This window comes from Neisseria sp. HMSC073G10, from assembly GCF_001812605.1.
In the GTDB taxonomy this organism is placed as follows: Bacteria; Pseudomonadota; Gammaproteobacteria; order Burkholderiales; family Neisseriaceae; genus Neisseria; species Neisseria subflava_A.
Map to the genome: position 1 here is coordinate 1 of NZ_KV809540.1, position 13,576 is coordinate 13,576.

General features: G+C 51.0%; 9 protein-coding genes. 5 read left to right on the forward strand and 4 right to left on the reverse strand.

The genetic code is table 11. The annotated features are described in order from the left end of the window. Window positions 1–326: 326 nt before the first annotated feature. Together uvrB and HMPREF2865_RS11015 are read left to right on the forward strand one after the other, a co-directional pair. On the forward strand, window positions 327–2,354 hold the full coding sequence (uvrB, locus tag HMPREF2865_RS11010; RefSeq protein WP_070647219.1) for an excinuclease ABC subunit UvrB: 2,028 nt from the start codon (window positions 327–329) through the stop codon (window positions 2,352–2,354). A 21-nt stretch (window positions 2,355–2,375) separates the two neighbouring features. After that, window positions 2,376–2,999, forward strand: a complete 624-nt coding sequence (locus tag HMPREF2865_RS11015; protein ID WP_141752551.1) for a hypothetical protein — start codon at window positions 2,376–2,378, stop codon at window positions 2,997–2,999. Window positions 3,000–3,350: 351 nt separating this feature from the next. Here the strand turns inward: HMPREF2865_RS11015 and xth are convergent, their stop codons facing one another. The 4 genes from xth to HMPREF2865_RS11040 all read right to left on the reverse strand — a co-directional run bounded on the left by xth (window position 3,351) and on the right by HMPREF2865_RS11040 (window position 8,065). Next, the gene (xth, locus tag HMPREF2865_RS11020) at window positions 3,351–4,121 is read right to left on the reverse strand and encodes an exodeoxyribonuclease III (protein ID WP_070647221.1); all 771 of its coding nucleotides are present in this window, start codon (window positions 4,119–4,121) and stop codon (window positions 3,351–3,353) included. A 167-nt stretch (window positions 4,122–4,288) separates the two neighbouring features. Next, window positions 4,289–4,567, reverse strand: coding sequence for an ArsR/SmtB family transcription factor (locus HMPREF2865_RS11030; RefSeq protein WP_070647223.1), 279 nt, complete (start codon window positions 4,565–4,567; stop codon window positions 4,289–4,291). 414 nt (window positions 4,568–4,981) lie between these two features. After that, window positions 4,982–6,763 (reverse strand): extracellular solute-binding protein, encoded by a 1,782-nt coding sequence (locus tag HMPREF2865_RS11035; RefSeq protein ID WP_070647224.1) that lies wholly within the window; start codon window positions 6,761–6,763, stop codon window positions 4,982–4,984. A gap of 99 nt (window positions 6,764–6,862) precedes the next feature. After that, window positions 6,863–8,065, reverse strand: a complete 1,203-nt coding sequence (locus HMPREF2865_RS11040; RefSeq protein WP_070647225.1) for a YihY family inner membrane protein — start codon at window positions 8,063–8,065, stop codon at window positions 6,863–6,865. Window positions 8,066–8,164: 99 nt separating this feature from the next. Here HMPREF2865_RS11040 and wrbA point away from each other — a divergent pair, with 99 nt between their 5' ends. From wrbA to HMPREF2865_RS11055, 3 genes are all read left to right on the forward strand, one after another. Beyond that, complete coding sequence (wrbA, locus tag HMPREF2865_RS11045; RefSeq protein ID WP_070647226.1) at window positions 8,165–8,770, forward strand: NAD(P)H:quinone oxidoreductase; 606 nt, start codon at window positions 8,165–8,167, stop codon at window positions 8,768–8,770. A gap of 210 nt (window positions 8,771–8,980) precedes the next feature. Continuing rightward, window positions 8,981–11,164 (forward strand): TonB-dependent siderophore receptor, encoded by a 2,184-nt coding sequence (locus tag HMPREF2865_RS11050; protein WP_070647227.1) that lies wholly within the window; start codon window positions 8,981–8,983, stop codon window positions 11,162–11,164. 144 nt (window positions 11,165–11,308) lie between these two features. After that, window positions 11,309–13,507, forward strand: coding sequence for a TonB-dependent hemoglobin/transferrin/lactoferrin family receptor (locus HMPREF2865_RS11055; RefSeq protein WP_070647228.1), 2,199 nt, complete (start codon window positions 11,309–11,311; stop codon window positions 13,505–13,507). Window positions 13,508–13,576 lie beyond the last annotated feature (69 nt).

A 13,576-nucleotide genomic window follows, 5' to 3' on the forward strand; every position in this document is an offset into this window, starting at 1 on the left:
TGAAGGCGGTGGCTCTGGACAGGGAGGCGGAGCCGAGAGTATTACGCTTGAACGAGTCGTTGACGGCGGTGGTTTGTGGGAAGATGAAGGTGAAGGGAAGCTGTACGGACGGTGAGGAGATATTTAGGGGCAATGATGCGGAGTGTAAGCCTTTTACGGGGTAGAAATCTGATCGAAAGGGAGGAAGCGGATAAAGAAAAAGGACGTGGGGGACACGTCCTTTCGGGAGATGAAATATTTAGTCTTATCAGATTGGCACACTATCAATTTTCAGACGGCCCTTTGTTATAATCCTCTCTTTACCTGAACATAAAACAGGCCGTCTTATGGAAGTCATCCAATACCCCGATTCCCCCTTCAAACTCCACCAACCCTTCCCACCCGCAGGCGACCAGCCCACTGCCATTGCCGGCCTACTCGAAGGGCTTTCAGACGGCCTGGCCTATCAAACCCTGCTCGGCGTAACCGGTTCGGGCAAAACCTACACCATGGCGAACGTCATCGCGCAAAGCGGCCGCCCCGCCATCATCATGGCGCACAACAAGACCCTTGCCGCCCAGCTTTACGCCGAAATGCGCGAGTTTTTCCCCGAAAACGCGGTGGAATATTTCGTCTCCTACTACGACTATTACCAGCCTGAAGCCTATGTGCCCAGCCGCGATTTGTTCATCGAGAAAGACAGCGCGATTAACGAACACATCGAGCAAATGCGCCTTTCTGCCACCAAAAACCTGATGACGCGCGACGACGTGATTATCGTTGCTACCGTGTCTGCCATTTACGGTATCGGTGACCCGACCGAGTATCAACAAATGGTGTTGTCCGTCAAAGAAGGCGACACCATCGAGCAGCGCGACATCATCGCCACGCTCGTTTCCATGCAGTACGAACGCGGCGATTTGGACTTCAAACGCGGCAGCTTCCGCGTGCGTGGCGACGTGATTGACGTGTACCCCGCCGAAAGCTCGGAAAACGCCTTGCGCATCAGCCTGTTTGACGACGAAATCGACCGCCTCGATATGTTTGACCCGCTTTCAGGCAGCCTTATCCAACGCGTCGGCCGCTACACCGTCTTCCCATCCAGCCACTACGTTACCCCGCGCGACACCGTATTGCGCGCCTGCGAGTCCATCAAAGAAGAATTGCGCGAACGCATCGAATTTTTCGCCCGCGAACAACGCCCCGTCGAGCAACAACGCATCGAACAGCGTACCCGTTTCGATCTCGAAATGCTCTACGAAATGGGCTTCTGCAAAGGCATCGAAAACTACTCCCGCCACTTCTCCGGCAAAAAAGAAGGAGAACCGCCGCCCACGCTGATGGACTACCTGCCCGACAACGCCATCATGTTCATCGACGAAAGCCACGTTACCGTCACCCAAATCGGCGGTATGTACAAAGGCGACGCATCGCGCAAGCAAAACCTCGTCGATTACGGCTTCCGCCTGCCTTCCGCTCGCGACAACCGCCCGCTCAAATTCCACGAATTTGAAAAAGTCATGCCGCAAACCGTCTTCGTTTCCGCCACCCCCGCCAAATACGAAGAAGAACACGCCGGACAAGTGGTCGAACAAGTCGTCCGCCCCACAGGGCTGGTCGATCCCCAAATCATCATCCGCCCCGTCGCCACCCAAGTCGACGATTTAATGAGCGAAATCAACGACCGCATCCAAAAAGGTGAACGCGTACTCGTTACCACACTCACCAAACGCATGGCGGAGCAACTCACCGACTATTACAGCGAACTCGGCATCAAAGTGCGCTACCTGCACAGCGACATCGACACCGTCGAGCGCGTTGAAATCATTAGAGATTTGCGGCTCGGTCTGTTTGACGTACTCGTCGGCATCAACCTGTTGCGCGAAGGCTTGGACATCCCCGAAGTCTCCCTCGTCGCCATCCTTGACGCAGACAAAGAAGGCTTCCTGCGCTCCCACCGCAGCCTGATTCAAACCATAGGCCGCGCCGCCCGCAACGTGAATGGCGTAGCGATTTTGTACGCCGACGAAATCACCGACTCCATGAAAGCCGCCATTGACGAAACCGAACGCCGCCGCGAAAAACAGATTAAATTCAATGAAGAACACGGCATCGTGCCGCAACAGATTAAAAAACAAGTCAAAGACATCATCGACGGCGTGTACCACGAAGAAGACAGCAGCAAAGGCCGTCTGAAAGGCAAAAACAAGGTTAAAGTCGGCGAAATCCACAACGAAGAAGATGCGATTAAAGAAATTGCCAAACTGGAAAAAGCCATGCAGCAGGCGGCTAGGGATTTGCAGTTTGAAGAAGCGGCTGTTCTTCGTGATAGAATTCGAGGGATTAAGGAAAATCTGCTTTTTGGGGTGGAGTGAACATAAATTTATAAGGAGTACATGATGGAATTTTTAATATTATCGAAACAATGCAAGATCATAATTATTGTGCTACTAAGTTTTATTTCTTTCGGATTTTATTTAAAACATCTTTCCTTAATTAAAAAAGATTATGAAGAAATTAAAAATGAATTAGATCAGGTTAGAGATGATATAACGTCAAAAAATGATGGAGATCTTATAAACGAAAGAATTAAAAAAATTAAGGAAATAATTAGAAATAAAAATCAAACTATTAAAGATTCATATTTTGAATCTATAAATATGAACTTTCTACTAAATATATTCGAGAAACTTTTAACAACTATGTCATCATGCACCATCATAACGATAATGTTTAATTATCAAGCATTGTACGATAACAATAATCCTTTGAACAAGTTGTTAATGTTTATATGGCAATACACTCCTATCGTCCTGTTTCCAATTTTAATGATATATATTGCTCATAATACTTTTAAATCATGCCTAAGCATTGCATTATATGGGGATAAGTTATTTTATCGTGCTAAAGATAATGCAGTATTGTTGATTATTTTTATACCTGCAATAATCACAATCATATTATTTTTTATCTTTTTATGTTTGGGTCTTATGTTCGCCCCTCTCTCATCTCCATCATAAATTAGCAAGCGTAGGTTGGGTCAAGACCCAACAAAACTGTTCGATTTCACAACATGTTGGGTTTGCAACCCAACCTACATTTTACTCAAGTGGCACATAATAAAAAGGTCGTCTGAAAACCGTAATTCTGTTTTCAGCAAGCCGTAGCCCGTATTCTCACCAACCGCGGGCAGCGCAAACTTTAAAACTGAAGTGTAGGGTGTGTGCGGTACGCACGCACGCGTTCTTTGCCGTTCAAACCATTGTTTCAAACTTTCAGACAACCTCAAACGTTCTCTGAAAACCTCTTAGCGTAAAGGCCGTCTGAAATCCAGTTTTCAGACGGCCTTATTGTTTATATTGCTTTAAAATCTAACAGTCAAACTCGGCAATAACCGGCGCATGGTCACTGGGGCGTTCTTGGGCGCGGGTTTCTAGGTCGACGGTGACGTCGGTAAGGGTGGCGGCGAGTTCGGGGCTGGTGAGGATGTGGTCGATGCGCAGGCCGAGTTTGCGTTGGAACATGGCGCCGCGGTAGTCGAACCATGTGTAGAACGCGCCTTCGGGGTGGATTTTGCGCAGGCTGTCGGTCAGGCCGAGGTCGAGTAGGGTTTTAAACCATTGTCTTTCGATGGAGGAGCAATGGATTTTTTCGTGCCATTTTTCGGGGTCGTAGCAGTCGGCATCGGCCGGGGCGATGTTGAAGTCGCCGAGCAGGACGAGTTTGGGGTGTGCGGCCATTTCGGCGCGGACGAATTCGGTCAATGCAGCAAACCATTGTTCTTTGTATTGGAATTTGGGGCTGTCCAGGGCTTCGCCGTTGACGCAATAGACGTTGATGATGCGCACGCCGTTGATGGTGGCGGCGATGACGCGGCGTTGCGGGTCATTGGGGAGGGTGGGCAGACCGCAATGTACGTTTTGCGGTTCGTGGCGGCTGATAATGGCGACGCCGTTATAGGTTTTTTGGCCGCTCCAGACGCAGTGCCAGCCCATCATTTGCAGGGCGGCAGCCGGGAATTTGTCTTGGTCGAGTTTGAGTTCTTGTAAGGCGAGTATGTCGGCTTGGTGGTCGGCCAGCCAGTTTTGTACTTGGGGCAGGCGGACGTTGAGGGAATTGACGTTCCAAGTGGCGATTTTCATGATGTTTCCGTGTGTGCTGTTTGGAGGGAAGGCGGTGGATTGCGCCTGTGGGAATGGGCGGTATTGTATAGCGGATTGGTTTATTTTTCGATATGGGCTGAAAGTGGCAGGCCGTCTGAAAGCTGATGTTTCAGACGGCCTTGATGTTGTGATGTGGAATAATTTGTTTATTCTGCTGGGTCTTTGAGCGTGCGCAGGGTATTGAGGATGGTGGTGGCTTCTTCGGAGATGATGCGGTATTCGATGATGCGGTGGTAGCGCGTGAAATCGATGATGCCTTCGGTGCGCAGGCGTGCGAGGTGGTTGGCAATGCCGGTCGGGGAGGAGTCGAGCGCTTGTGCCAGTTCGGTAATGCTGCGGTCGCCGTTAAGCAGCAGAAAAAGGATGGCCATGCGTTCGGGGTTGGCAATCAGTTTGAGAATGGTAGAGAGACGCTTGATTTCCATATTATTGTTCCTTTTGTTTGTTATATGAATGCTTGATTTAGGTTAAATTTGGATGATTGTAGTTTTTATTAAGATTAACCTTGTAATTCAAACTCTTACCTTGCAGTGTACATGGTTTTGTAAAACTTGAGGGCATTGTTTTGCAATTTTGTGTTCATTTTCGAGATTTTACTTCGGTTGTGAAACTGGATTGAAAAAAGACGAAAAGGCCGTCTGAAATGTTCCGTTGCAGATGATTTTGCTGACGGATGTTTCAGACGGCCTTTGATTTGGCTTTAAGTTGTTTTTTCTTTTATGTTTGTGTTGAATCAGCCGATTGATTGTTTTTAAACAAACAACTAGGTTTTATGATTCTATGCTTAGGACTACACGCCAAAGGCTTGTCAGATGCTTGGACGTGTTGTCGAAATGCGACTACTTTTTCTTCCAGCCTGCGGTCATGGCGAAGGTGATGGGGTCGTAGTATTTCGGCAGCTTGGACGGAATGCCCACATCGTTACGGTACACGACGCGGTAGCGGTCGGCGAACCAGTTTGGAACGATGGTGTATTGGTGGCGGATCAGTCGGTCGAGCGCGCGCGAGGTGGTTTGCAGCTCTTGGCGGTTGGTAAAGCTGTTGAAATGGGTCAGCAGTTTTTCGACCGCAGGATGACAGACACCGGATAGGTTGCGGCTGCCTTCGGTTTTGGCGGCGGCGCAGCTGAAGTAGTCGTATTGCTCGTTGCCGGGGCTTTCGCTGTTGCCGTAGTAGCCGGTGGTCACGTCAAAATCGAAGTCGTTCATGCGTTTTTGGTACACGGCGGAGTCGGCGGTGCGCACGTTCATGGTAATGCCGATTTTGGCGAGGTCGCTCTGCCATTTGGAGGTAATGCGTTCGTAGTTTTTGCTTGGTGCGAGGAATTCAAAGGTCAGCGGTTTGCCTTGTTTGTCGACTGCTTTGCCGTTTTTGTATTGATAGCCGCCTTTTTCAAGCAGGGCGCGTGCTTTGAGCAGGTTCGGGCGCACGCCCAGTTTGGGGTCGGTAACCGGCGGCATAGGGACGTCTTGATCCAATACGCCGTCGGGCAGCTTGGTGCCCAATGATTTGAGCAATGCGGTTTCCGCGCTGTCAGGTTTGCCGGTTGCAGCCATGGTGCTGTTGGTGAAGAAGCTGTCAGTGCGGCGGTATGCGCCGTAGAAGATGCGGCGGTTGACGCTTTCGTAGTCGAAGCTTTCAATCAAGGCGCGGCGGACGTAAATATTGTCCAAGGGCTTGTGGCGCATATTGATGACGAAGCCTTGCATGCCGGCCGTGCTGTTTTGTATCCATTCGTGTTTGGACAGATTGCGTTTTTTGAGGACTTCGTCGGAGTAGGCGCGCGCCCAGTTGCGGGCGACGTTTTCTTGTACGAAGTCATATTGGCCGCCTTTCAGCCCTTCGATGCGGACAACTTCGTCTTTGACGTATTTGATGCGGATGTGGTCGTAGTTGTAGCGACCTTTGCGCACGGGCAGATTTTGCGCCCAGTAGTTTTTGTCGCGGACAAACTCGCTGATGCGGCCGTTTTCAGCTTTGGCAAAACGGTAGGGGCCGGAGCCGATCGGCAGGCTGTTGGGTGCGGCTGCCAGGCCTTTGGGATAGCTTTTATGCGAGAAGACGGGCAGGCTGCCGAGAATCATGTGTAATTCTGAGTTGCGCTGTTTGAAGCGGAACACGACGGTGCGATCGCTGGGCGTTTCCACTTTGGCCACGTCGCTCCAGTAGAAGTGGTACATGGGGGCGGCGGCTTTGTCTTTGGTCAGGATGTTAAATGAAGCGGCAACGTCTTTGGCCAAAACGGGATCGCCGTTGTGGAATTTGGCTTTGGGGTTGATTTTGAAGGTAACGGAAAGGCCGTCCGGCGCCAGGGCGATGTCTTCGGCAATCAGGCCGTAAACGGCGTAAGGTTCGTCCATGCTTTGCTCGGTCAGGGTGTCGAGCGTCAGCATGCTGATGCCGTATTCGTGGTTGCCTTTGAGGGTAAAGGGATTGAGCGTGTCAAAAGCACCGAGGAAAGGCGTGGTAAACGAGCCGCCTTTGGGAGCGTTGGGATTGACGTATTCGAAGGCGGTAAAGTTGGCCGGATATTTCGGTGGTTGGCCAAGGCTTACGCCGTGGGCGGCAAAAGCGGCAGATGGAATCAGACCGAGCAGCGAGAGTAGGGCTGGTGTTTTCATCTATTTTTCCTTGTAGGTTGAATGTAGTATTCAGTAGTGTGCTGATTATAGCAAAGGCCGTCTGAAACTTGATATTTTTGCTTTCAGACGGCGTCAGGTTTAAGAGGATTGTTTTTTCGTATGGGCACTGAACTCGGCCAGCGTCATGTTCAAGGTTTCCAAGCAGGGTTGCATAATGTGGTCAACCGTTTGATTGACCTTGTCTTTATTAAGCGTTTGCGGACGGTAGACAAAAAGTTTGAACAGCTCCGCCAAGTCGATGGACTCTGCCCCCATTTTCAAGACCCAGCCCTGACGGCCGGAATAGACATAACCGTGTCGCGCCAGTTTTTCCAAAAGCTCGCCCAATTCGTCAAAGCCCATATTGATATGCCGTCTGAACTCCTGCACCGGCAATGCCTTGCCGCTTTGTTGGGCAGAATCGAGCAGCAGCAGGATTTTCAATACATCGTCAAAGCGGCCGCGCGCATCCAAACTGCGGCGGAACGCTTCGCCGCGCCAATAGGACAGGGACGAGGTCAAAACTGCGCCGCCCAATACCAACGTCCATAACAGGTTGAGCCACAACAGGAAAAACGGTACCGCGGCAAATGCGCCGTAAATCGATTTGTAGCCGTCAAAGTTGCCCATATACCAAGCGAACAAAAAGCGTGCCGTTTCCAAGCAAAACGCCGTTACGGCCGCGCCGACCAAAGCATGGCTGGCAGGCACGAAACGGTTGGGCACAAAGCGGTATAAACCCCACAGCAGCAGCGTAATAAATGAAACCGTAGTGATGACCCTCAGCCATTCCGAACCGCCCACTACTTGCACCTGACCGATCACGACCGACAAGCCCACGCCCAAAGACAAAGGCCCAAACGTCAGCAACGCCCAATACACCAAAAACTGCATCATCCAAGGCCGTTGCGAATTGACGCGCCAAATCCGGTTGAACGCATTGTCTATCGTCCGAATCAACATCAGCGAGGTTACGACCAACATCACACTGCCGATCGCCGTCAGATTGGTAGCCTTATCGCGGAATGCATTGATGTAGTCAAACACCATGTCCGCGCCCTGCGGAACGATGGTGCGGTTGATAAAAGAGATAAATTCCCCCGACCATTGGTCGAAAACAGGGAAGGCAGAAGCGACGACGACCATCACCGTCAACACGGGCACCAAAGCCAAAAGCGTCGTAAACGTCATGCTTGCCGCTACCTGCGGCACGCGCTCCTCATCAAAACGGCGCACGACAAACCAAGCGAACGCCACGCCTTTACTCTTTAAAAAACCTTGCCACCATTGCGAAAACGGCATAACCTTTTCCCACTTTTAAATTGAAATTTCTTCTTTTCAGACGGCCTGAGTATTTAAAAGGCCGTCTGACACCTGACAGCATTGTAACGGAAACCCCAAATGAACCCAAATCCTCTGAAAATCCTCGTTCTCTTTTATTCCCAAAATGGCAGCACGCGCAACCTTGCCCGCCAAATCGCACGCGGTATCGAAAGCGTGGACGGTTGCGAAGCCGTATTGCGTACCGTTCCCAAAGTTTCCACCGTTTGCGAAGCCGTTGAAAAAGCCATTCCTGACGAAGGTGCGCCATACGCGACTGCCGACGACCTCAAAAATTGCGCCGGCCTTGCGCTCGGCAGCCCGACGCGTTTCGGCAATATGGCCGCCGCGATGAAATACTTTATCGACGGCACCATTCCCCTTTGGCTCGGTGCAGAACTCGTCGGCAAACCTGCCACCGTTTTCACCAGCACATCTTCACTGCACGGCGGCCAAGAAAGCACCCTGCTGACCATGATGCTGCCCCTGTTGCATCACGGCATGGTCATCAGCGGCATTCCATATACCGAGTCCGCGCTCAGCAATACCCAAAGCGGCGGCACGCCTTACGGCGCAAGCCATGTTTCCGGCCACGACAGCAAGCCGGCATTGACCTCCGAAGAAAACGATATTGCCTTTGCACAAGGTAAACGTTTGGCAGAATTGGCAAGAAAATTGGCAGACTGATTGCCTTATCATAAAAAGATTAAGGCCGTCTGAAAACCTGATGATATGGGTTTCAGACGGCCTTTTAGTTAATTGGGACTAGATAGAAAATAAATATTTTGAATTAAACAAAATACTTAGAAAATAATGATTAAAACATAGTTCCATCGGGCTACATCTTTTTGATAGAATCTGCGACCAAATTGTAAAGATAAGCTAATTGGAGAGGCTATGTCACTACCTGTATTTCCCTATGGCAAATTAAGCTTTGCCGTCAGTCTGGCGCTGTGTTCGGCGTATTCTTTCTCGACCGAAGTAGAAAATACCCAGCCGCAAGAGCGTGTCGATTTACCGACAGTTACCGTCCAAGGAGTCGGTAAACAGACTACTTCCAACTACACCATTCCCGCTTCCTCCGCCGCGACAGGCATCCGCCTGACCCAGCGCGAAACGCCGCAGTCCCTGTCTGTCGTAACGGCAAAACAAATCGAAGACCAAGGCTTGGACAGCCTGCAGGACGTATTGAAACAAACACCGGGTGTGTTCCACAGCAAAATGGGCAACAACGTATCCGGCCACAGCGAGTTTATTTCACGCAGTCAGGCCGTTGACAGCATTTCCGTGGACGGCGCGCCCAAATTCCTTTACGACGGTAAAGCCATCCGCCGCGGTACCAACAATCTGGACAGCGCATTGTATGACCAAGTCGTCGTCGTGCGCGGCGCAAGCGGTTTGTCCAACGGCGGTATGGGCGAGCCGGGCGGTACGGTTGCTTTGGAACGCAAAAAACCGACTGCCAAACCTGCCGTCAGCGTAGAAGCCGGTGTCGGTTCGTGGAACCACTACCGCTTCGTCCTTGATGCCAATCAGCCTTTAAATGCAGACAATACCTTGCGCGGCCGCGCTATTTTGGTCAGCGACCACGGCGGCGATTACCTGCCGAACACTTCGCGCCACAATCATACGTTCTACGGCATTCTCTCCTACGACATTGCCCCTCAGACTCAGTGGAATATCGGTACGGAAATACACCGTTTCCGCAATACCGGCAGCTCGCCTTTCAGCTATCTGACCGTGGCGGGAAACCCTAGAAAAAATCAACCTTTCAAACCATTTGCAGCCTCACCGCGCAGCAATGCCTCGGCAAAATGGGCTTACGGTAAAGAAAACAGTGCGGAAATCTTCACCTCTGTCAATCATGAGTTTGAAAACGGTTGGGCTCTGAACGGCAACTACAGCCATACTTATGGAAAAAGTGATGCAGTTTCCGGTATAGCCGGTCCTTTTGTCATTTATCCGGACTATTCCGCTAAATTCGTTGCCGAGCGCGACCAAGCCAAGTACACCGACCAAGATTTTTCTCTGAGTTTGGACGGCGATTACCCGCTTTGGGGACGCAAACATGAATTCAATGCCGGCATCAGCTATCAGCACAATAAGGAAACTCTTTCATATTACGACAAAGATAAAGATAGGGTTGTCCCTGATTTGCGCCTTTTCGACGGAAATTTCACAAAACTGGCCATGCCCTACCTTCGCGACGGCTTTGCCCATATGAAAAACCTCTCTGTTTACGGTTCGACCCGTTTTAAACTAACCGACAGGCTGGCATTGATAGGCGGCGGACGGTTTGTAGATTGGCAATACCACTACAGTTCCAATCGCAACAATTTTGCCGACAGCAGGCATAAAAACAAGGTATTTATCCCCTATTTGGGCGCAAGTTATGATTTAAATGACAATCTGACAGCCTACACCTCCTATACCACCATATTCCGCCCGCAAGTGCGCTATTTGGATCAAAACGGCAAACCGCTGGAACCGCAACGTGGCAAAACATATGAACTCGGCTTAAAAGCCTCAGGGTTTGAAGGCCGTTTGAACGCTTCTGCGGCTGCGTTTATCAATAAACGCGACCATTTGGGGAAAGAAATTGACGATGAGGAAAATCAACGGTTTTACTATGAATCTATTGACCGCACGACGACCAAAGGCGTGGAATTGTCCGTCGGCGGACGCTTGAGCGACAAATGGCTGCTCAATGCTTCTTATGCGTACTCCAAACTCAAAAATGATTCGGGCAATGTGGTCAACCCTTCTTATCCTGCCCACCTTTTCAAACTCTTTACTGCGTATGATGTTACCGACCGCCTAAACTTGGGTGCAAACGTCAACTGGCAAAGCGGTACAAACGCCTATGATGAATACCAGCCCTTCACCGCTGCCGGTAAAGAAGCACTGACCCAACGCCCATACGCTACGCTGGACTTGACCGCGCATTACAAAATCGGCAAATCCACCCGCATCGGTTTAGACTTTGAAAACGTGTTCAACAAACGCTACCGCCCCATGCCGGATATTCACGTTTACGGCACGCCGCGTAGTGTGACTGCAACGGTTAAACATACGTTCTAATTGAAAAGAAAAGTAGGACAGGCCGTCTGAAAACCTAAATTATCGGGTTTTCAGACGGCCTTTTGTTTATATCTTAAACTTGCAAAAACCGTCTGTTTGTTTTATAAATGTAAACCATTATTATTCAAATAATAAGGTTATGTAATGAAAAAGAAAGCGATTGCCTGTGTAATAGGGGCGGTTTTTTCCGGACAGTTATATGCGGCTCAGATGCCAGTGGCTCAGGCAGAAATAGAGCCTGTGGTGGTCACGGCCGACCGTAATGCGCAAACCTTGGATAAAGCCGCGCCGAATGTGTCGGTTATCGGACGCAAAACCTTGAATCAAGCCTCGGCGCAGAATTTGGACGATATCGTGATGTATGAATCCGGCGTCAGCGTGCCGTCAGACAATAACCGCCGCGGTCATGCCGGTATCAATATCCGAGGCATAGACGGCAACCGCATTCTGATGATGGTGGACGGCGTGCGCATTCCCGAATCTTATGCAGGTGGCGGCTCCAACGGCGCGATTTCGGGACGCGATATGGTCGAAAGCGACACGCTCAAGCAGGTCGATATTGTCAAAGGCCCTTATTCCGCGCTGTACGGCAGCGACGCGCTCGGCGGCGTGGTGAACATGGTGACGCTCTCACCGAGCGATTTTGTCGATGCGGGCAAACGCGGGCATTTCGGTTTGAAACACGGCTACCGCAGTCGCGACCGCAGCCATGGCGTGACGGCGACTGTGGCAGGTTTCCATGAAAACGCCGAAGGTCTGCTGATGCTGACGCGCCGTCAAGGTCATGAAACCGAAAACATGGGCAGTGATACCAGCTACTCGACTGCGCGTACTGCCACCAATCCACAGAAAAACAATGCCTACAATATTTTGGCGAAAGGCAATATCGGCAACGAACGCCACCGTTTTGAAACTTTGTACGAACAGTATTACCACGCCAACGACACCGTGTTGGCAAACGGCTTGGGTTCGCAATCGCGCGGGCCGGTAACCATCGCAACATCCGAGAGCAATGCTCGCGACCGTATCCGCCGTCAACGTATCGAAGCGGGCTACCGCTACGCTGGCGAAGGCCGTCTGAAAGAAGCCAACCTGACTGCCTATCAGCAAAAACTGCGTACGGAAGACGATGCCGTCGATGCGAGTATTACGCGTATGGGCGCGCGCCAATTAGGTAACTCGACCCGTTATTCCGACTACGGTTTCAATCAGACCATACGCGGGCTGAACGGGCGTAGTGTGTGGGAATTTGACGGTGCGGTCAAACAAACCGTCGTTGCCGGCACAGAATACAAACACACCGAGACCGCCCGTCCGCGCGACAGCCTGACAGTGGACAATCTGACCGGCGCCGTCAGCAAAGTTTATGCAGGCAGCACCTATCCGAATAAAACTTTCCCCGACAGTAAGCGCAAAACGTTCAGCGTTTACGTACAAGACAGCCTGACCTTCGGCAACGGCATCGTCCTGACCCCGGCCTTGCGTTACGAAAAAGACAAGCTGAACACGTCGACCGACCAAGCCTATCTCAACGCAAATCCCGGCGGAACGGCGACGCGCTTTAGCGATTCCGCGTTTACGCCCAGCCTGCGCCTGAGCGTGCCGATGGGTGAGCAGTTCACCGGTTTCGCTACTTATTCACAAGGCTTCCGTACGCCGCCGTTTGACAGCGCGACCATGGCGTTTGCCAATACGACCTACGGCTATGCCGTCATTCCCAATGCCAACCTCAAATCCGAACGCTCCAACAGCTTTGAATTGGGGATGAAGTTCAAAAACGAACGCGCCCGTGCGCAAGTCACCGCGTTCTACAACCGTTACCGCAACTTCATCAACCGCACTGAAATCGGTACCTCCACCGTTGGCAGACGCCCGATTATCCAGTACCAATATCAAAACCTTGATCACGTCAAAACCTACGGTGCTGAAGCTTCTGCCGCCTACAAATTCCTGCCGGGCTGGCAAGTCTCCGGCAGCATCGCTTGGATGCGCGGTGAGCAGCAGGACGGCAAACCATTGGATTCCGCTTATCCGCTTAACGGCGTTTTGGGTTTGGATTACACGCAGGAAAAATGGGGTGTCGGCACCAAGCTGCGCTGGTCGAAAAAACATAGCCGCGTCAGCAGCGACACTGTTTTCCAAGCACCGGGTTATGGCGTATGGGATGTCGGCGCGTGGTACAAGCCGTTTAAAAACCTCGAAATCGGCGCAAACATTTACAACGTCGGCAACAAAAAATACTGGCAGCACACAGACGTTGCCGGCATGAGCCGTACCAGTGTGATGGACTTGTACACCGAAACCGGTCGTAATTTCGCTGCGACCGTACAACTGAAGTTCTAATGTGATTCAACCGTTTTCAGACGGCCTGGAAAAACGATCAGGCCGTCTGAAAGCATACAACAAGGAAAA